Origin of the sequence: Mesorhizobium sp. L103C131B0 (genome assembly GCF_000502275.1) — a bacterium.
In the GTDB taxonomy this organism is placed as follows: Bacteria; Pseudomonadota; Alphaproteobacteria; order Rhizobiales; family Rhizobiaceae; genus Mesorhizobium.
Genome location: NZ_AYXC01000003.1, coordinates 533,905 through 551,887, shown reverse-complemented (window position 1 = coordinate 551,887; position 17,983 = coordinate 533,905). Strand labels below are relative to the sequence as shown.

The 17,983-nt window shown below is 63.4% G+C and carries 19 protein-coding genes; 8 read left to right on the top strand and 11 right to left on the bottom strand.

All coding sequences use genetic code 11. From position 1 onward, the window contains the following. Positions 1-34: 34 nt before the first annotated feature. Together X730_RS155085 and X730_RS155090 are read right to left on the bottom strand one after the other, a co-directional pair. Positions 35-1,219 (bottom strand): cell wall hydrolase, encoded by a 1,185-nt coding sequence (locus X730_RS155085; protein WP_023696587.1) that lies wholly within the window; start codon positions 1,217-1,219, stop codon positions 35-37. A gap of 136 nt (positions 1,220-1,355) precedes the next feature. Then, positions 1,356-2,651 (bottom strand): MFS transporter, encoded by a 1,296-nt coding sequence (locus tag X730_RS155090; RefSeq protein ID WP_023826009.1) that lies wholly within the window; start codon positions 2,649-2,651, stop codon positions 1,356-1,358. 117 nt (positions 2,652-2,768) lie between these two features. On the opposite strand from X730_RS155090, the gene X730_RS155095 reads away from it, so the two are divergent. Continuing rightward, complete coding sequence (locus tag X730_RS155095; protein WP_023668489.1) at positions 2,769-3,677, top strand: LysR substrate-binding domain-containing protein; 909 nt, start codon at positions 2,769-2,771, stop codon at positions 3,675-3,677. A 232-nt stretch (positions 3,678-3,909) separates the two neighbouring features. Here the strand turns inward: X730_RS155095 and der are convergent, their stop codons facing one another. Together der and X730_RS155105 are read right to left on the bottom strand one after the other, a co-directional pair. Beyond that, positions 3,910-5,340, bottom strand: coding sequence for a ribosome biogenesis GTPase Der (gene der / locus X730_RS155100; RefSeq protein WP_023668490.1), 1,431 nt, complete (start codon positions 5,338-5,340; stop codon positions 3,910-3,912). A 76-nt stretch (positions 5,341-5,416) separates the two neighbouring features. Then, positions 5,417-6,079, bottom strand: coding sequence for a tetratricopeptide repeat protein (locus X730_RS155105; RefSeq protein ID WP_023754074.1), 663 nt, complete (start codon positions 6,077-6,079; stop codon positions 5,417-5,419). A 193-nt stretch (positions 6,080-6,272) separates the two neighbouring features. Between X730_RS155105 and X730_RS155110 the strand changes: the two genes are divergently transcribed. Then, positions 6,273-7,277 (top strand): polysaccharide deacetylase, encoded by a 1,005-nt coding sequence (locus tag X730_RS155110; protein ID WP_023826008.1) that lies wholly within the window; start codon positions 6,273-6,275, stop codon positions 7,275-7,277. 26 nt (positions 7,278-7,303) lie between these two features. On the opposite strand, the gene sbmA is transcribed toward X730_RS155110, so the two are convergent. The 3 genes from sbmA to X730_RS155125 all read right to left on the bottom strand — a co-directional run bounded on the left by sbmA (position 7,304) and on the right by X730_RS155125 (position 10,142). Then, entirely contained in the window at positions 7,304-8,572 is a 1,269-nt protein-coding gene (gene sbmA, locus X730_RS155115; RefSeq protein ID WP_023687099.1) for a peptide antibiotic transporter SbmA, read from the bottom strand. A gap of 115 nt (positions 8,573-8,687) precedes the next feature. Beyond that, the gene (locus X730_RS155120; RefSeq protein WP_023754073.1) at positions 8,688-9,845 is read right to left on the bottom strand and encodes a YbfB/YjiJ family MFS transporter; all 1,158 of its coding nucleotides are present in this window, start codon (positions 9,843-9,845) and stop codon (positions 8,688-8,690) included. A gap of 81 nt (positions 9,846-9,926) precedes the next feature. After that, positions 9,927-10,142: a hypothetical protein gene (locus tag X730_RS155125; protein WP_023668495.1), complete on the bottom strand. Its 216-nt coding sequence runs from the start codon at positions 10,140-10,142 to the stop codon at positions 9,927-9,929. A gap of 94 nt (positions 10,143-10,236) precedes the next feature. Between X730_RS155125 and X730_RS155130 the strand changes: the two genes are divergently transcribed. The 3 genes from X730_RS155130 (at position 10,237) to X730_RS155140 (ending at position 12,868) form a co-directional block, all read left to right on the top strand. Continuing rightward, positions 10,237-11,151 (top strand): LysR substrate-binding domain-containing protein, encoded by a 915-nt coding sequence (locus tag X730_RS155130; protein ID WP_023754072.1) that lies wholly within the window; start codon positions 10,237-10,239, stop codon positions 11,149-11,151. 86 nt (positions 11,152-11,237) lie between these two features. Further along, the gene (locus X730_RS155135; RefSeq protein ID WP_023754071.1) at positions 11,238-12,494 is read left to right on the top strand and encodes an aminopeptidase; all 1,257 of its coding nucleotides are present in this window, start codon (positions 11,238-11,240) and stop codon (positions 12,492-12,494) included. A gap of 17 nt (positions 12,495-12,511) precedes the next feature. Next, positions 12,512-12,868 (top strand): DUF488 domain-containing protein, encoded by a 357-nt coding sequence (locus X730_RS155140; protein WP_023716129.1) that lies wholly within the window; start codon positions 12,512-12,514, stop codon positions 12,866-12,868. Between the two features lie 136 nt (positions 12,869-13,004). Here X730_RS155140 and X730_RS155145 read toward each other — a convergent pair whose 3' ends face one another. Next, positions 13,005-13,352, bottom strand: coding sequence for an ArsC family reductase (locus tag X730_RS155145; protein ID WP_023687095.1), 348 nt, complete (start codon positions 13,350-13,352; stop codon positions 13,005-13,007). 164 nt (positions 13,353-13,516) lie between these two features. On the opposite strand from X730_RS155145, the gene X730_RS155150 reads away from it, so the two are divergent. Both X730_RS155150 and X730_RS155155 read left to right on the top strand, forming a co-directional pair. Further along, entirely contained in the window at positions 13,517-13,873 is a 357-nt protein-coding gene (locus tag X730_RS155150; RefSeq protein ID WP_023687094.1) for a metalloregulator ArsR/SmtB family transcription factor, read from the top strand. Then, positions 13,870-14,349, top strand: a complete 480-nt coding sequence (locus X730_RS155155) for an SRPBCC family protein (protein ID WP_023726386.1) — start codon at positions 13,870-13,872, stop codon at positions 14,347-14,349. Before X730_RS155150 ends, X730_RS155155 begins: the two co-directional genes overlap by 4 nt. Before the next feature lie 89 nt (positions 14,350-14,438). On the opposite strand, the gene X730_RS155160 is transcribed toward X730_RS155155, so the two are convergent. Beyond that, entirely contained in the window at positions 14,439-14,792 is a 354-nt protein-coding gene (locus X730_RS155160; protein ID WP_023684393.1) for a nuclear transport factor 2 family protein, read from the bottom strand. A 186-nt stretch (positions 14,793-14,978) separates the two neighbouring features. On the opposite strand from X730_RS155160, the gene X730_RS155165 reads away from it, so the two are divergent. After that, positions 14,979-15,683 (top strand): SOS response-associated peptidase, encoded by a 705-nt coding sequence (locus X730_RS155165; RefSeq protein ID WP_023826007.1) that lies wholly within the window; start codon positions 14,979-14,981, stop codon positions 15,681-15,683. A gap of 440 nt (positions 15,684-16,123) precedes the next feature. Here X730_RS155165 and X730_RS155170 read toward each other — a convergent pair whose 3' ends face one another. Both X730_RS155170 and X730_RS155175 read right to left on the bottom strand, forming a co-directional pair. Then, positions 16,124-17,209: an ABC transporter ATP-binding protein gene (locus X730_RS155170; RefSeq protein WP_023668504.1), complete on the bottom strand. Its 1,086-nt coding sequence runs from the start codon at positions 17,207-17,209 to the stop codon at positions 16,124-16,126. After that, entirely contained in the window at positions 17,199-17,798 is a 600-nt protein-coding gene (locus X730_RS155175; RefSeq protein ID WP_023826006.1) for a cupin domain-containing protein, read from the bottom strand. The genes X730_RS155170 and X730_RS155175 overlap by 11 nt, the downstream gene beginning before the upstream one ends. Between the last annotated feature and the right edge of the window lie 185 nt (positions 17,799-17,983).

The following is a 17,983-nucleotide window of genomic DNA, read 5'->3' as shown; positions in this document are numbered from 1 at the left end:
TTGCGGTTCGTTTGCGACAGGCAAGCCGAAGGGCTCAGCTCCAGCCGCCGCCATAGGTGCGGTAGAAGATATGCAGGCCGATCTTGGTCATCTTCTGCATCGTGCGCGCCCAGCCCGGATGGACGTAGTTGGCGTAGTAGTGGGTCGATGAGCCGACTTCGGGAATGAATATCTTGCCGGCGGTGACCGCCATCGCGACGTCCTGGGCGGTCTTATAGTGGGCGGGGCTCTCGATGCGCTTCTTGCGGCCGTCGCAGGCGAAGGAGAACTGGCAGCGGTTCAGCCAGTTGTCGTTCTGGTAGACGACGCCGCAAATCGAGTTCGGATAGGCCGGATTGCGGACTCGGTTGAGAATGACCTGCGCGACGGCGGCCTGGCCGCGCACGGATTCGCCGCGCGCCTCGAAATAGATGCCGTTGGCGAGGCAGGCCTGCTCCTTCGTGGAGAAGACGCTGGCCGGCAGCGGGTTCTGAATCCACGAGTGGTCACCCTTGGCCATCGGCGGAATGAAGCGCCCGCTGCTCGGCTCCTCGTCCTGCAGCAGCGCCTCGAAGGGTGAGGCCTTGGCGTAATCGGGTTCGGCCTGGGCATAGGCGGTGGCCAGCACGTCCGGTCTGTCATTGTTGACCAACGCGGCAAGCGTGGCCGGCACGCCGGGATCGGGCTTCTTGTCCAGGTTGGTATGGAAGGCCTGGGCGATCTGGATTTCCTTGCCCTTGATGCCGGGCTTGGCGAAGGCGAGCTTCAGGCCGCTGTCCATGCTCGGCCGCAGCAGCGAGGACGTGCGCTGAAAGATTGAGCCGGCATTGAAGTTCTTCGGCGGCGCCACCGGCGAGACCTGGATGATGCGGCCCTTCTTGTCGGCGCGCATCACGCGGTCTTCGTCGGGCGTGACGCCGGCGACATTGCCCTTGCCGCGAAACGAGACCTTGCCGACGCCGGGCAGGCGTACGCCCGAGCCCGAGAGCGAACCGGTGGTGACGGAATCGATGAAAGGCATTTCGGCGGCATGAACCGAGCCGGCGACGGATCGCTCGACATAAGAGTTCCAGCGGGTGCCCGAAGCTTCGAGGCCGGAAATCAGGCTGCCCATGTCCTGATAGGCGACGACGGTCGGAAAGCCGATCCAGATGCCGAGCCCGATGACCAATGGCGATACGAAGGAACGTTTTTTCTCACCGGCGGCGGCGGCCAGCCGCTTCAGGACACGTCGATGCACGGGGAACTCTCCAGAAACGCAACTGAGCCACTGGAGAGCCAAAGTGAAGCATTAACCTTGATGCGGGGTTAACGCGGTCGATCGTGTTGTTCCGAAGCGGCCCGAAATGGGACGCCGTTTGCCGGCCGGCAGCCCGTCAGTTCGGCCGCAGGAAAATTGGCCATGCAATCATGGCGCAGAGCGCGCCCACCAGCCAGACGCCAGGCCACGACCAGATGAGCAGCAAAGCCGGAATGGCGGTCGGCACCACTAAGAAGGCGATGAAGACGAAGCTGTTGGCAAGACCGAGCGCGGTTCCGGCGCGGCTGGCACCGGCAAGCGTGGCGAGTTCGGTGTAGGCCACGCCATGCCAGGCGGAGACCGAAATGCCGGCGACGACCAGCAGCACGGCAATCGCCGGGATCAACGCGGCATGGGCGTCTGGCGTGGCTCCTGCCGCCAGGACCAGCAGGCCGACGGCCGCGAAGCCAAACGCGCTCGTCACGCTGCAGAGCCGCAGGAATGAGCGGCGGTTGCCGTGGCGGTCGGTGTAGCGGCCGCTCCAGACGCGCATCACCATCGCGCCGGTCTGCACCGCGGCAAGGCTGGCGCTGATCGTGAGCGTGGCCATGCCGGCGAAATCGTGCAGGAAGACGGAGGCGAAGGTGAGCACCGCCACTTGCGGAAAGCAGAGCAGGCCGATGGCGGTGGCGATGCGCCAGACCTCGACATTGCGCAGCGGCGCCGGACCGCCCGACTTTGCCATGGCCATGCTGCCGGCATTGTCCAGTTCCGGCGGCTGGTGCAGCCACCGCCAGGCAAACAGCGCAGAGACGGCGTTCATGGCGGCCAGCAGCCCGAAGACCGCCGCGAAACCGTGCACCGATGCCAGCGACGGCAGGACCAGCGCGCCGAGCCCGCCGCCGAGCGGCACCGCGGTCTGCCTGATGCTCATGGCAAAGCCACGTTCGCCTTCGTGGAACCAGGCCATGATGGCGCGGCCGCTGGAACCGTTGACGCTGCCGCCGAGCAGGCCGGTGACCAGAAGGCATGCGGCCAGCATTGCGACGCCAGGCACATAGGTCACTGAGGGCACGATGAACAACGCCATCAGGGCGAGCCACGCCGCGGTCGCACCAAGGCCGGTCAACAGCACGCCGCGATCGCCCCAGCGGTCGGTGAGCAGACCCCAGGGCAGTTCGCTCAAGGCAACGCCCAGTCCGAGAAGACCGAGGACCAGGCCGAGATTGCCATTGCTCAAGTGATAGCCCGACCGCAGAAACACCGCCGCCGCCGGTATGCCGGCGAAGGTGGCGGAGAAACTGGCATTGGCGGCAACGCCGATGCCAAGCACCTTCCAGCGATGATTGGCGCGAAATCGTTCAGCCTTCGACGTGACGGCGGCGGCTCGGCCAACCCGGCCTGGCTCACAATTTGCGTCGGCAATCGACATGGCGGGACTCCTGTTGATGCCCTCTCGGGACCTTGACGCCTCGTCTTTACCGCCATAACTTCATCCCGAATATCGGGAATTTTTTGACAATCGTTCCCGAAAAACAGGATCGTTGAGATGCGCCGCGTAACCTTCGACCTCGATGTCCTCCGAAGCTTCGTCACCGGCATGGAACTCGGCAGCTTCGCCAAGGCCGCCGACCGGCTTGGACGCTCGACCTCGGCGGTGAGCGCGCAACTGAAGAAGCTGGAGGACCAGGCGGCGACGCCGATCTTCCGCAAGTCGGGCCGCGGACTGGCGTTGACCGAAGCCGGCGAAACCATGCTCGGCTATGCCAGGCGGCTGCTCGAGTTGAACGACGAGGCGGCCTCGGCCATCCACGACGTGGAACTGGAAGGCTGGGTCAGGCTCGGCCTGCAGGAGGATTTCGGCGAGGCGGTGCTGCCGGAGGTGCTCGGACGCTTCGCCCGCGCGCACCCCAAGGTCAAGATCGAGGCGCGGATCGGGCGCAGCTATGAACTCGCCGAGCGGATCACATCAGGCAATCTCGACATTGCGCTGGCCTGGGACAGCGGCCAGGCGCTGCCTTACAGCCGACATGTCGGCGACGCGCAATTGCGCTGGATCGGGCCGGCAAAGCTGATCGAGACCAGGCTGCGCGAGGGCGAGGCACTGCCGCTGGTGGCGCTGGAAGCGCCATGCCTGCTGCGCACGGTGACGACGGAAACGCTCGACCGCGCCGGCCTGCCATGGCGGATGGCCTTCTCCAGCCCCAGCCTTGGCGGCATCTGGGCGGCGGTCGCCGCCGGCCTCGGCCTGACGATCCGCACCGATATCGGCCTGCCGGCCAATGTCAGGGCGATGGCGCCGCAAACGCTGGGCTTACCCGCGCTGCCGACCATGGCGCTGGTGCTGCACCAGAAAGACGCCGAACTGGACCCGGTGGCGGCGCGGCTGGCGGATATATTGTGGCACGCGGCGGTGGCGGCGCTGCCGCAGGACGAGCGGTTGAGAGAGGTCGCTTAGACGGAAGCGGCTGTCCAGCGTAGCGTTCCGTCACACCCCCCTCTGTCCTGCCGGACATCTCCCCCGCAAGGGGGGAGATTGGATCTCGCGAATGCTTTCGCCAATTTTCAACGTTGCAAGAGAGGCTCCAAAGACGAAACGACTGATCTTCCCCCTTGCGGGGGAGATGCCCGGCAGGGCAGAGGGGGTGCTGTCCCGCCAATCTTGCGGAGAATTCCGCAACCGTCATCGCTCACTTGCGCTTGTTCGCTCTCCCCGCGAACGGGTTGTCCGAAGTCCGCAGCGCTATCCGGATCGGCACGCCGGGCATGTCGAAGGCTTCGCGCAGGCTGTTGGAGAGGTAGCGCACGTAGGATTGCGGCATCGCGTCGGGCCGCGAGCACTGGACGACGAAACCCGGCGGCCGGGTCTTGGCCTGGGTGACATATTTGACCTTGAGCCGGCGGCCGGCGACGGCGGGTGGCGGGTGATGCGCCAGAATGCTTTCCAGCCAACGGTTGAGCTTGCCGGTGGAAACGCGGCTGTTCCACACCTTGTGCGTCTTGATGACGGCATCCATCAGCTTGTCGAGGCTGCGGCCGGTCTCGGCCGAAACCGTCACCGCCTGGATGCCGCGCACCTGCGGCAAAAGCCGTGTGGTCTTTTCGCGCAGTTCCGTCAGCAGTTCCTGCGGATTGTCGATCAGGTCCCATTTGTTGAAGGCGATGACCGGCGCCCTGCCTTCGCGGATGATCAGGTCGGCGATCTGCAGATCCTGCTTCTCGAACGGGATGGTGGCGTCGAGCACGATGATGACGATCTCGGCAAAGCGGATGGCGCGCAAGCCGTCCTGCACCGACATCACTTCCAGCTTCTCGTGGATCCTGGCCTTGCGGCGCATGCCGGCAGTGTCGAACAGTTTTAGCCGGCGGCCATGCCAGTCCCAGTCGACGGAGATGGAATCGCGGGTGATGCCGGCTTCCGGGCCGGTCAGCAGCCGCTCCTCGCCGATCAACGCGTTGATCAGCGTCGACTTGCCGGCATTGGGCCGGCCGACGACGGCGATGCGCATCGGCTTGGTGTCGTCATAGGCGGGTTCGGCGTCGGGATCGGTGATGTCCTCGCCGATCAGCACCTCGCTGGCGGCGACGTCCTCGGCCTCGTCTTCTTCCTCGCCGAAGGCGCGGTCTTTGCCCAGCGCCTCGATCACCGCGTCGCGCAGATCGGGCATGCCCTGGCCGTGCTCGGCCGAGACCGGGATCGGCTCGCCCAAGCCCAGTTCCCAGGCTTCCAGCATGCCGCCCTGGGCGCCCTTGGCCTCGGCCTTGTTGGCGACCAGCACGACCGGCTTGCCGGACTTGCGCACGATTTCGGCAAAGGTGCGGTCGTCGGGCAAAAGCCCGGACTTGGCGTCGATGGTGAAGAAGATCAGGTCGGCTTCGCGGATCGCGATCTCGGTCTGCGCGCGCATGCGGCCGGGCAACGTCGAGGCGGCGGCGTCTTCGAAACCGGCGGTGTCGATGACATCGAAATGCAGATCGTAGAGTTTGGCCGCGTGGACGCGACGGTCGCGGGTGACGCCCGGCGTGTCGTCGACAAGCGCCAGCTTCCGTCCCACCAATCGGTTGAAAAGCGTCGATTTGCCGACATTGGGCCGGCCGATAATGGCGACTTTGAAGCTCATCCGGCTATCCATATCATCGCCCAAACCGCAGCGCGCCCTTGGGTCAGGCCCGAGGGCAGGCTTTGGGCGATGCGTATCATGACGCGCCCGAGCCGCGGATCAATTCCGACATCAGCGTCGCCCGCTGGCGCGCGTTGCGCGGGGCGCCGTCATCGGCGGCGATCTGGTCGAACAGTTTCAGCGCATCCTGGGTCTTGCCTTCCTTCCAGGCGGCAAGGCCGAGCGCTTCGCGCGCTGTGTGGCGCAGCGTGTTGTTGTCGGCGGTCAGCGCCTCGACGCGGCTGGAGACGTCGGCGAAGGAGCCGTGATCGACGAGCAGCAGGGCGGCCCGCAGGCGCGCCATGTCGCGAATGCCCTGCGGAATGGCGGTGTCGGCGGCGACGCCATCGAAATCCGTAGCGGCGGCGGCAAAGTCGCCCTTGTCGGCCTTGACGGTTGCGGCGCGCATACGGGCGAGCAGTGGATAGGCGCCGTAGCCATCCTTTTCCAGCTGTTCGAGTGCTGTCAGCGACTCGTCGCTCTTGCCGTCATTGGCAAGCTTCAGCGCCTGCGAAAACGCATCGCCCGAGCGGTTGGCGCGGGTCTCGTCCCAATAGCGGTAGCCGACGAAGGCAGCGGTGCCGAGCACCACCAGGACGGCGAGGACAAGGATCGCCGGGCCGAAACGATCCCAAAGCACCTGCGCCTTTTCGCGACGGATCTCGTCGTTGACTTCGCGGATAAAACTGTCGTCGGACATCAATCAAAACCATTGCTGCCCCAACAGGGGCGCTTCTTGAGCCCGCGTTTTAGCGAAATTTCGCGGGCATGGAAGGGGCTCGGCAGGAAAATCGGCTAATCGCCGGGCGCATAGCTCCCGACATTGATCGCACCCACGCCACATTTTGCCGATAGCCGGCTTGGACTGCCTCCAGATCAAGCCCAGATTGCCGATGCCACGTTTGTCCCGCGTTGTTGCGTTTTCCTCAGCCGTGCTTGCCATGGCGGGCACTGCTTTCGCCGACCCGCCGGCGCCGCCTGCCCCGGCAAAGCCGAAGCAAATCGTCATCATCTCGTTCGACAGCGCCCGGGAGATCTCGCAATGGCAGCGCAGCCGGGCACTGGCCAAGCGCACCGGCGCGCATTTCACCTACTTTCTGTCCTGCGTGTTCCTGTTGTCGCAGCAGACGCGCGCCGAATACACCGCGCCGGGCAAGTCCGCGGGCAAATCCAACATCGGTTTTGCCGCCTCGAAACAGGAAGTAGCCGATCGGCTCGACCAGATCGGGCTTGCCGCGGCGGAGGGCCACGACATCGCCAGCCATGGCTGCGGCCACTTCGACGGCAAGGACTGGAGCAAGGCCGACTGGCTGAAGGAATTCGCCTCGTTCGGGCACATTCTGGAGAACGCCTATGCGATCAACGGCATTGCGCCCGAGCCGGCAGGCTGGCGCGCTATCGCCCATGCCGTTGTCGGCTTTCGCGCACCCTACCTCTCGACCGGCAAAGGTCTCTACGAGGCCCTGGCTGAAGCCGACTACCACTATGACGCCAGCGGCGTTTCGAATGGCCCGGTCGAGCCGCCGACCGGCGGCGGCCTGACCCGCTTTTCGCTGCCACAGATCCCGGAAGGCCCGAATTCAAGGCCGGTGATCGCCATGGACTACAATCTCTATGTCCGGCATTCCGGCGGCTTCGAGCGGCCGAGCCAGGCAGCCGAGTTCAGCGATCGGACCTACCAGGCGTTCCGCGCCGCCTTCGACAAGCAATATCAGGGCAAGCGCATCCCGCTGGTGCTGAGCTTCCATTTCACGCTGATGAATGACGGCGCCTACTGGAACGCGCTGGAGCGCTTTGCCGACGAGACGTGCGTGAAAGCCGACGTCGAATGCATCAGTTTTCGCGATTATGTGCAGCGGCAACGTGGTAGCGAGAGGCAGGCGGCGGTGGGCGGCTGAGCCGCCAACCGTCTGTGCAAATAGGATCAAGCCGGGTCGGGTTCCTTTGCCTGTTCCTGACGCTCCATGAAGTGGCGGTCAATGTCGGGCAGCGGCTCGCCGCGAATCGTCGCCTCGAAGGCGCGAAGGCGCTTGTGAACTGACAGAAGCTCGACAATCGTCGACCAAGAATTGACGAGATACTGGAATGAGTTGGTTACCTGACTGAAGGCTGAACTGACCTGGTTGATGAGACCCAGCGTCAGCGTTCCAGCGATCATGGAAGGCACCATCAGGAAGTAGGAGAAGACGTTGTTGGTCTGAAGATAAAGATAGCGGACCACGTTGAAATACACATAGTGGAAATACAGGCGAAAGTAGTTTTGCCGCACACTCGCAAACAGCTCCGCGACGGTCTGCGGCTGCGCCCGGGCCGGATCGTCCTCACCGTAGACGAGTTCCTTGCGATATGCTGCCTCGACGCGCTGGTTACGAAACTGCAAGCCAGGAAGCTTGATGCCTGCGGTCGCAATGATGACTGTACCGAAGACTGCCCAGAAGATCGCAGCCAAAACCAGCGGCTGAGGAACATGACCGATCAATGGCAACTCTGTGACATGCTTAGAATAACTGAGCAGGATCGGCATGAAAGCGATAAGCGTCATGATGGAATCGACGAAGCTAGTGCCAAGGTCTTCCATTATCTTGGAAAACCGCATCGTGTCTTCCTGCACACGCTGTGCAGCGCCCTCAATATGGCGCAGCTTCGGCCAATAGGACATGTAGTAATTGTTCATCGCAGTGCGCCAGCGAAACACCCAGTGGCTGACGAAGAAGTTTGTCAAAACGAACACGGTAACCGCGACAAGAGCGATACCGAGGAAAGTGATTATTTGAGCGTAAAGATCAGCCTCGGTTGCCTTGACCGTTTTGCTAACGATGCCCTGAATGAGGTCCCAGAATGGTCCATACCATGCGTTGATCGCCACGCTTACCTGCACCTGAAAGTAGGTCGTGAACAGGAGCAGCGAACTGCCGAGGATAGACCATTGGTCCCACGGGTGCGGAGAATACCAGTGCCAGAAGCCATAGAATATCAAAACGCCAAGCGCATAGTAGATGTAGAACCAGAGGAACGGAGGCGACCAGAACACCGAGACGCCTATGATGGGCGGCGCGTCGGCAAGAGCCGGAGGCAAGCCGAGAAACGCGCCAAGCTGGTCAGCACCGAGGAACCAGGCTGCCACGAGAACCGCAGTCCAGACGACGGCCGAGATGAAAAACAGCTTCGGCTGCGGGAAGAAGGATACGAACACTGTGGTGAAATCCTCGGTCGGTGCGCAAATCAGCGGGGTTCGGCGGGCATAAAGTCACACATTAGGTGGAAAGCAAATGCCCGTACCCGATGCCCGGCATCGAGCAAGACCACAATCATGGCGATTTTGGCGCGGCCGACCAGGTGATCCCAGCAGATACCAGCAATACGCCAGCAGCGACGATCGAGGCCAGGAAGAAGTTGCCCGAGGCTTGCGCCAGCAGTCCGGCGACGATCGGGCCGACGATCTGGCCGATGCCGAAGGAAGCGGTCATCAGCGCAAAAATCCGGCGCGGCGCCTCCGGCACGAGCTGCCTTGCCGTCTGCAGGCCGAGCGCGGTGATGGCGATGAAGGTGCCGCCGAGCAGGACGCCCGCCAGCAGCGGCCCGGCGGTGCCGCCGATGGCGACGCTGGCGGTGACGCCGACCACCTCGACCAGGCAGCCCACGGCATAGGCGGTATAAAGCCCGATCCGTGCCGCTACCTTCTGCCACAGCCAGACCGAGGGAAAGCCGGCAAGGCCGGTGACCATCCAGACGCTTGCCTCGAAGACGCGGCCGCCGCCGCCCTGGCGCACGATGGCGACCAGGAAGGTCGCCGTCACCACATAGCCGAAGCCGAACAGGCCGTAGGCAACGATGACTTTTGCCAACGACCGGTCCCTCGGCAGTGCCGGTTCGCGGTCGGCCACGCCGCGGCCAGGTGCGGTGCCGCCGGCGAGCAAGGCGACCATCGCAAGGCCGCCGGCGGAAATCGCTGCCGACCACAGCCAGCCCGAAGCCCAGCCGGCATGTTCGGTGACCAGAACCGCCATCAGCGCTGAGGATGCCGCGATGCCGAGGCCGACGCCGCCGAAATGCAGCGCCTGCAGGTCGCTTCTGTTGGCGGCTGCCAGGTGACCGAAGACGATCGAGGCCATGAACACCATGACGAAGGCGCTGGCGAGACCGGCAAGGAAGCGGAGGACGACAAAGGCGGTCATCGTCTCACTCAGCCCCATCAGGGCGGCGAGCGCAGCACTGGCGGCAAGGCCGCCAAACATCAGCAGGCGCTCGCGCCCATGCGCCCAGCCGCCTGCCGCCGCAAGCGCGCCGACGAGGTAGCCGAGATAATTGGCCGACGCGATCCAGCCGGCATCGGCCGGCGACAGATGCAGTTCTTCCATCATTCCGGGCAGGATCGGCGTGTAGACGAAACGGCCAATGCCCATGGCGACGGCCATGGCGATCATGCCAGCGAGAGCAAGGCGCAAGGGTGATGGAGCGGCGTTCATTGCAGCGCACCATAGAATTGGCGACCGATGAAACAATCCGCTTTGTGTTGGGCCAGCGGGCGCGACTAACGCCCCCGCATCTCAGCCGCAGCCGACCGCCCCGGTCTCGTAGGCGGTGCGGCGCGCCGTCAGCCGGAACGGGATATCTCCGAGTTCGCGTTCCGACATGGTGTCCAGCACCGGATGCGACAATGGGTCGGTAACCCAGTCGATGACATCGCCGCCGTGCATCCCATCATAGCGGTCCGGCCGGAGGCCGGCAGCGGCTAAGATCTTGAACAATGATACGATCGTCATCCTCGCCTCCTCGGTCTGACTGTCCCACTAAAATCTGCCTTGTCGGGCTGTCTTTCAATTGAGATTTCAGCCGCGCCGGTTTAGAAAAACTGGAATGGCTATGCTGAACCGCGTCCATCTCAACGGCCTGCGCGCCGTCGAAACCGTCGCCCGCCTCGGCTCGCTGGCGGCCGCTGCCGGCGAGCTCAACGTATCCGTCAGCGCCGTCAGCCAGCAGATCAACCGCACCGAAAAGCAGCTTGGACAGGCGCTGTTCGAACGAACGGCGAGCGGGCTGGTGCTGACCGAGTTCGGCACGGTTTTTTCCGCCCGGCTGGGCGCCGGTTTTCGCGAGCTGGCGCAAGCGGTGGCGCTGGCCGACGAGGCAAGCCAGTGCACGCTGGTGGTTTCGGTGGCGCCGGCCTTCGCTTCGAAATGGCTGCTGCCGCGATTGTCGCGGCATTTCGACCGCCATCCCAACGTGCTGCTGCGCATCGACGCCTCGGTGCGGCTGGCCGATCTCGAGCGCTCCGACATCGACATCGCCATCCGGCTTGGCGACGGCAAATGGCCGAGCGGGCGGGCGGAGCTGCTTCTGGCGCAGGAAGTCTTCCCGGTCTGCGCGCCGGTGATCGCCGAGAAACTGAAATCGATCGAAGACCTCGCGCAGACCTGCGCCATCACCGACGAGCGGGCGATGATCAACTGGGAGAGCTGGTTCAAGGCTGCCGGGGCCGAGCCGGTCAGCTTCCGCAAGGGCGCGCGCTTCACCGACCCGATGCTGTGCCTGGAATCGGCGATCGCCGGCCATGGCGTCATGCTCGGCTGGCAATTGCTGGCCGCCGATGCGCTGGCCGACGGCCGCCTCGTCGCGCCTTTCGGCGTGCGGGCGCAGAGCGGCCTCGGCTACTGGCTGGTGACCTCGGCGACCAAGACCGAAAGCCGCAAGGTGCGCGATTTCAAGATCTGGATCCGCGAGGAAATCGCGGCGACCGTGGCGCAGTTCAGCGCGCTGGAAAGCGCTGCCTAGGGCTGTCCGTCGCGACAGTGCTGGAAAGCACAGCCGCGCCGATCTATGTTGGAAGCTTCACCCCCTAGACCAAGACAGGCAGGATCATGACCACACATTCGCGCGGCGTTTCCGCAACGATCGACCCGGTGAAGCTCGACAGGCTGGCGGAAGTCGCCATCAAGGTCGGGCTGCAATTGCAGCCGGGGCAGGATCTGGTGCTGACCTCGTCGATCGCAGCCCTGCCGCTGACCAGGCGCATCGTCGAGCACGCTTACAAGGCGGGCGCCGGGCTGGTAACGCCGATCTTCAACGATGACGAGATCACGCTGGCGCGCTTCCGCTACGGGGCGGATACCGGCTTCGACCGCGCCGCCGGCTGGATGTATGAAGGCATGGCGAAGGCCTTTTCCAACAATGCGGCGCGGCTTGCCGTGCGCGGCGAGGACCCGTCGCTGTTGTCGGCGCAGGACCCGGCGAAAGTGGCGCGCGCCAACAAGGCGAACTCGATGGCCTACCAACCGGCGCTGGAAAAGATCACCGGCTTCGACATCAACTGGAACATCGTCGCCTACCCGGATCTCGCCTGGGCCAAGCAGGTCTTCCCCGGCGATGCCGACGATGTCGCCGTGGTCAAGCTTGCCGATGCGATCTTTTCGGCATCACGGGTCGATGTGGAAGACCCGATCGCAAACTGGACGGCGCACAATGCAGCGCTGCGCGGCCGCACAAAGTGGCTGAACGAGCACAATTTCCATGATCTGCATTTCAGCGGCCCGGGCACCGACCTCACCGTCGGGCTGGCCGATGGCCATGAATGGATGGGCGGCGCCTCGACTGCCAAGAACGGCGTCACCTGCAATCCGAACATCCCGACCGAGGAGGTCTTCACCACGCCGCATGCACGGCGCGTCTCCGGCCATGTCTCCTCGACCAAGCCGCTGTCCTACCAGGGCACGCTGATCGACGATATCTCGGTGCGCTTCGAGGACGGCAGGATCGTCGAGGCCAAGGCTTCGAAGGGCGAGGACGTGCTGAAGAAAGTGCTCGACACCGACGAGGGTTCGCGCCGGCTCGGCGAGGTGGCGCTGGTGCCGCATTCCTCGCCGATCTCGGCCAGCGGCCTGCTGTTCTTCAACACGCTGTTCGACGAGAACGCCGCCTGCCACATAGCGCTCGGGCAGTGCTATTCAAAATGCTTCGTCGACGGCGCCTCGCTCAGCCAGGACGAAATCGCCCAGCGCGGCGGCAACAAGAGTTTTATCCACATCGACTGGATGATCGGCTCGGACAAGATCGACATAGACGGCGTCCACGAGGATGGCCGCAAGGTGCCGGTGATGCGCAAGGGTGAGTGGGCGTAAAGTTCGCGGAGGGGCGGATGGCCTTCGACTTGACGGTCAAGCGAATTTACGAAGCACCCGCGCCCGATGACGGGCAGCGGGTGCTGGTCGATCGCATCTGGCCGCGCGGCGTCAGCAAGGAGGATGCCGCGCTGACGCTGTGGCTGAAGGACATCGCGCCGAGCGATGAATTGCGGAAGTGGTTCGGACATGAGCCGGCGCGGTGGGCGGAGTTTCAGGTGCGGTATTCGGTCGAACTGGATGGGAATAGCGAAGCGGTGGCGCAACTGCGTGGCTTGCTCGGCAAGGCCAAGGTGACGCTGCTTTATGGCGCACATGACGAGGCGCATAACAATGCGGTGGCGTTGGCGGGGTATTTGCGCGGGACGGGTTGAGAGACAGCGAACCGCTGCATACGCCGCAAGCGAAAGCCTTCACAGTTAGCGATCGCCCCACGCGTTCGTCATCCTCGGGTCTGCGCTGCGTCGCTTCGCTCCTTGCTACGCCATAGGCTGACGAGGCAAGGCTACGCTACTTCACCACCCCTTCATAAGCCTCCGGCTTGAACCCCACCAAAATCTCATCCCCGACCTCGAGCACCGGGCGCTTGATCATCGTCGGGTTGGCCAGCATCAGCTTCCTGGCCTTCTTCTCGTCGAGCCCTTGCTTGTGCTTGTCGGGCAGTTCGCGGAAGGTCGTGCTGCCCTTGTTGAGCAGCTTTTCCCAGCCAACCTTGCCGATCCATCCATCCAGTCTGCCCACCTCTATCCCCTCGGCCCGGTAGTCGTGAAAACGGTAAGGCACATCGTGGCCCTCCAGCCAGGTGCGCGCCTTCCTGATCGTGTCGCAGGTGGTGATGCCGTACATGGTGATCGTCAAAACGCACTTCCTTGGGCTGGTGGTCGAATCCGCCGGACAGCCTAAAACCGTCCTTCCCGCTTTGCCAGCACCCCGGTCACATCAGCCCATTTTTAGGGCTTGCCAATACTAAGGAATTTTCCGAAGTATCTTTCCATACCCGTCGACGGACCTCAGGATCGCCCATGCCAAGCCTCCACGCCCCAACTACAAGTCTCCCGCCGATCGACGGCATCTTCCGCGCGCTGGCTGACCCGACGCGGCGGCGCGTGGTCGAGCGGTTGAACCGCAGTCCCGCCTCGGTCAGCGAGTTGGCGCAGCCTTTCGAGATGGCGCTGCCTTCCTTCATCGAGCATCTGAAAGTGCTGGAAGGCTGCGGACTGGTGCGATCGGAAAAAATCGGCCGCACCAGGACCTATCAGCTGGCGCCCGAACCGCTGCAGCTCGCCGAAAACTGGCTGGCCGAACAGCGCACGCTGTGGGAGCGCCGACTCGATCAATTTGACGCCTATGTGATGAGCCTCAAGGAGCAAGAAAAGTGAGCTATCCCTTCAAGCCCGACCCCAGACTGGACCTTGTGCTGGAGCGCAAGCTCGACGCGCCGCGCGAACTCTTGTGGAGCGCGATGACGGTGCCGGAGCATGTCAAGCAATGGTTCACGCCCAAGCCCTGGCTGATCACCGATTGCGAGATCGACCTTCGTCCGGGCGGACTGTTCCGGACGCGCATGCAATCGCCCGACGGCAAGGAGGTCAACGACCGCCATTGCTGCTATCTCGAGATCGTGCCGAACGAGCGGCTGGTGTGGACCGATGCGCTGCTGCCGGGCTATCGGCCCTCGGGCGAGCCCTTCATCACCGCAGTCATTTCGCTTCAGTCGGATGACAAGGGCACGCGCTACACGGCAACGGCCATCCATCGCGACCAGGCTACCCGCAACAATCATGAAGAGATGGGGTTCTTCGACGGCTGGGGCACGGTGGCCGATCAGTTGGCGCAGTATGTGAAGACCATTTGAGCTTTTCCCACTGCGGCCAGGACTTTGTCCCGGCCGCCTGGTTTTTGGGTCGTGCAGCGAAGTGCGCCGGAACCCTACGGCACCCGGGCTCAGTAGTAGAAGCGCTCTTCGGTGATCTTGCCGTTCTTGACGGTGTACAGGCCAACCTCGTCCATGGTGACCCGTTCGCCGGTGGCCTTGGGCGTTATGTCGAACTTGAAGCGCACCGCGAACTGGTCGCCGTTGACATAGGGGCCTTCGACAGAGCCGCCATGGACTTCGTGGTTCTCTTGCCACCATTCGCCCTTTTGCCTGAGAGCCTCCTTGCCACGGGCGATGGCCATCGGCCCCTCCATGGCTTCGAGGCTGACGATATCATCGGCATTGTACTTTTCACCAGCACCCAGGTGATCCCCCTGCTGGAGCATTTCAGTGAAATCCTTGGCAACATCCGCGATGGTCATGTGTGTTCCTCCTGTTCAGACTGGTTTGAAGTAGGGAAGCGCTTGCCGGCCCGCCACCTTTACCCGCACGACAGCTGACAAGGTGTGTCAGGACGATGATATAGCGCGGCTGTGTGACGACGATTGCGGCGGCGTCGGACAGCGACTTCGGTTGCAGACAAAAGCCAATTCCGCAATGCTGGGTGCATGTGCAACCTCTACAACATCACGACGACGCAAGAGGCGGTCCGCCAATGGACCCGCACATTGCGCGATATCAGCGGCAACCTCGAACCTTCGCTTGATGTCTATCCCAATCAACCTGGGCTTGTCGTTCGCAACAGGACGGATGGGGAGCGTGAACTGGCGAAACTGCTTTGGGGTTTGCCAACGCCGCCCGAGCGCATGAAAGGTAAGGCCGACTACGGCACCACCAACGTTCGCAATCCGCAATATTCGCACTGGCAGCAATATGTGGGCGTCGAGCACAGATGTGTCGTGCCGGTGACCAGCTTTGCCGAGCCCAGCCCTGCGGCGAACGATAAAGACCCGGAAACAGGAATCCAGCGAAATTACTGGTTTGCCCGTGGCGAGAGCCGGCCGCTGTTCTTCTTCGCTGGTTTCTGGACGTCTTGGCAGGGCGTGCGAAAGGTCAAGGACGATCCCGGCGACTTCGAGCTATACGCCTTCATGACCACCAAACCTAATGCTCTCATTGCGCCGATACATGAGAAGGCTATGCCCGTGATCCTCACCACGCCGGAGGAAACCGAGGCTTGGCTGACGGCGCCATGGTCGAAAGCACGGCATTTGCAGCGGACGGCGCCCAACGACGCGTTGGTGATCGTTGAGAAGCCAGCCACACAGATCAAGTTCCCACCACAGGCCCCGGCCCAAGGGTCTCTGTTTTAGCCCGAAATCGGCTCTCCTCAATCGTCGTCTCGCCAGATTACCCGGCGAACCATGCGGATTTCGACAAGACGTCTGACGCGAATTTTAAGGCGTTCAGCAGCGCTTGGCAGAATGATGCCTGCATCGAGCTCACGACCTTTGCAGCGCTCGCACCGCATGTGCCGCTCCACATCCCAAAAGGGGATATCACCAACCAGCTTTGCGAGATCGCCAGGCAGATAGTGTCGAGTGATGTTGCAGTTCCGACATCGAACACGAATTAGCTGCCCGACTTCATGCGCCAAGCAGAGGGTTTGCACATTTCGGCGCGGTCGGGTGCTTAGTTCGGGCATCCCGCAAAGTAGGAATATGTTCCTTTGCGAGTCAATTCACACTTAATTCCACCTTGGCGATCTTCACAGCAGGTTAAATCCAACCGTCGATGAAGGGATTGGGTTGGATCAGCTTGGCAGCATAGGGCAGTTGGCACCACGGCGCAGGCTGATATGCGCCACGTCGCCGACGCTGAATTGAAAGCCCTCGGCCTGGCGCGGCGCATCGATCACCACCGGCAATCCCTGCCCCAGCTCAGCATGCAGCCGCAGCGTGCGGCCGTGGAAGACGATGGAGTTGACGCGCGCCGGCGCGGTGCCGGCGGCGGCATCGGTGGTGGCCAGCAAGTCCTCGGGGCGAACGCCGATGGTGCGCTCAGTGCCTTCGCCGGGTGTGTCGCCGGTTTCAGATGTTGCTTCCAGCGAAAGCCCGCCAGCGGCGAAGCGCAGGCGGTCGCCGTCGCGGCCGATGAAGCGCGATTGCAAGAGGTTCATGGTGCCGATGAAGCTTGCGACGAATTTCGTCGCCGGCCGGTCGTAAAGCGTAGCCGGCGGCGCGATCTGCTCGATGCGGCCCTTGTTCATGACGACGATGCGGTCGGAGATCGACAGCGCTTCGGTCTGGTCGTGGGTGACCATGACGAAGGTGGTGCCGAGCCGCGACTGCAGCCGCTTCAGTTCGACCTGCATCTGTTCGCGCAGATGCGCATCGAGCGCCGACAGCGGTTCATCGAGCAACAGAACGCGCGGCTCGCAGACTATGGCGCGGGCGAGCGCGACGCGCTGGCGCTGGCCACCCGACAGTTCGGAAACGCGGGCGCCGAGCTTGTCGGCGAGGCCGACCATGTCGAGGGCTTCGCGGACGCGCTTTGCCTGCTCGGCGCCGGACAGTTTGCGCAGCGACAGGCCGAAGCCGACATTCTCGGCGACCTTCATATGCGGGAACAGCGCATAATCCTGGAACACGGTGTTGACGGGACGGTCGAACGGCCTGAGCGCGGTGATGTCGCGACCATCGAGCAGCACCTTGCCGCTCGACGGGCTCTCGAAACCGGCAATGACGCGCAGGCTGGTGGTCTTGCCGCAGCCCGAGGGCCCGAGCAGGGTGATGAACTCGCCGCTGATAATGTCGAGATCGACGGCGTCGAGCCCGACAATGCCGCCGGGGAAAACCTTCGAGACCGTGTCCAGGCGTACCAGCGCATCAGGCGCCATCGCGAACCTCGGACGGCTTGGTGGTGTTGACCCAGAGGATCTGGCAAGGCTCGGTGCCGGGATTGCGGAAGGCGTGCAGAAGCGTGCTCTTGAAGGCAAAGGAGTCGCCGCTCTTCAGCACGTATTTTGTCGAGTCCACCACCAGTTCGACCTCGCCCGACAGGACATAGCCGAACTCGTGACCGATATGCGCATAGGCTTCCGCCGTGCCGCCATCGGCTTCCACGGTCACCAAGAGGCCGGTCAGCGCCGCGCCCGGCGGCGACAGCAGCGCCTTGGCGATGCCTTCCGACTTGACCGGGAGCTGCCGCCTTTTGTCGGCGCGCACGCAATAGAGATCGTTGGCGGCTTCGTTGCCGTCGGTGATCAGCGCCAAAGGCTCGATGTCGAGCGCGGCCGCAAGCGGCCAGATCACCTTGATGCGCAGCGAAGACAGGCCGCGCTCGATCTGGCTCAGCGCACCGATGGAGACGCCGGCTTTTGCTGCCAGCTCGGCCAACGACAAATTGCGCTCCAGCCGCAGCGCCCGCACGCGCCGGCCGACGCGAATGTCGGCGTCGGCCTTTGGTTTCGCTTCAAGCATGTCCATCAGTTGGTCCTTGTTGCAGTCTTTGGCGCGGCGGCAAGACCCGCGGGCTTCAGGAGATTAGTCACAATTACCTGCCGTCGGCGCTGCCCCTCATTGTCCTGCCGGACATTTCTCCCCGTATAGTGACGGGGAGAAAGCGGCTGGTCGCAAACTCGGCGCCATTTCTGCAACGTTTGCGATTTGCG

What these genes read in the sequence shown, in the direction of transcription:
- X730_RS155170 (WP_023668504.1), bottom strand. Translation starts at nt 17,209, where the DNA reads ATGGCGCCTGATGCGCTGGTACGCCTGGACACGGTCTCGAAGGTTTTC.
- X730_RS155160 (WP_023684393.1), bottom strand. Translation starts at nt 14,792, where the DNA reads ATGACCATCGCGGATGTTGCCAAGGATTTCACTGAAATGCTCCAGCAG.
- X730_RS155175 (WP_023826006.1), bottom strand. Translation starts at nt 17,798, where the DNA reads ATGGACATGCTTGAAGCGAAACCAAAGGCCGACGCCGACATTCGCGTC.
- X730_RS155140 (WP_023716129.1), top strand. Translation starts at nt 12,512, where the DNA reads ATGGCCTTCGACTTGACGGTCAAGCGAATTTACGAAGCACCCGCGCCC.
- X730_RS155165 (WP_023826007.1), top strand. Translation starts at nt 14,979, where the DNA reads ATGTGCAACCTCTACAACATCACGACGACGCAAGAGGCGGTCCGCCAA.
- X730_RS155095 (WP_023668489.1), top strand. Translation starts at nt 2,769, where the DNA reads ATGCGCCGCGTAACCTTCGACCTCGATGTCCTCCGAAGCTTCGTCACC.
- X730_RS155125 (WP_023668495.1), bottom strand. Translation starts at nt 10,142, where the DNA reads ATGACGATCGTATCATTGTTCAAGATCTTAGCCGCTGCCGGCCTCCGG.
- X730_RS155120 (WP_023754073.1), bottom strand. Translation starts at nt 9,845, where the DNA reads ATGAACGCCGCTCCATCACCCTTGCGCCTTGCTCTCGCTGGCATGATC.
- X730_RS155105 (WP_023754074.1), bottom strand. Translation starts at nt 6,079, where the DNA reads ATGTCCGACGACAGTTTTATCCGCGAAGTCAACGACGAGATCCGTCGC.
- der (WP_023668490.1), bottom strand. Translation starts at nt 5,340, where the DNA reads ATGAGCTTCAAAGTCGCCATTATCGGCCGGCCCAATGTCGGCAAATCG.
- X730_RS155110 (WP_023826008.1), top strand. Translation starts at nt 6,273, where the DNA reads ATGCCACGTTTGTCCCGCGTTGTTGCGTTTTCCTCAGCCGTGCTTGCC.
- X730_RS155135 (WP_023754071.1), top strand. Translation starts at nt 11,238, where the DNA reads ATGACCACACATTCGCGCGGCGTTTCCGCAACGATCGACCCGGTGAAG.
- X730_RS155090 (WP_023826009.1), bottom strand. Translation starts at nt 2,651, where the DNA reads ATGTCGATTGCCGACGCAAATTGTGAGCCAGGCCGGGTTGGCCGAGCC.
- X730_RS155130 (WP_023754072.1), top strand. Translation starts at nt 10,237, where the DNA reads ATGGCTATGCTGAACCGCGTCCATCTCAACGGCCTGCGCGCCGTCGAA.
- X730_RS155150 (WP_023687094.1), top strand. Translation starts at nt 13,517, where the DNA reads ATGCCAAGCCTCCACGCCCCAACTACAAGTCTCCCGCCGATCGACGGC.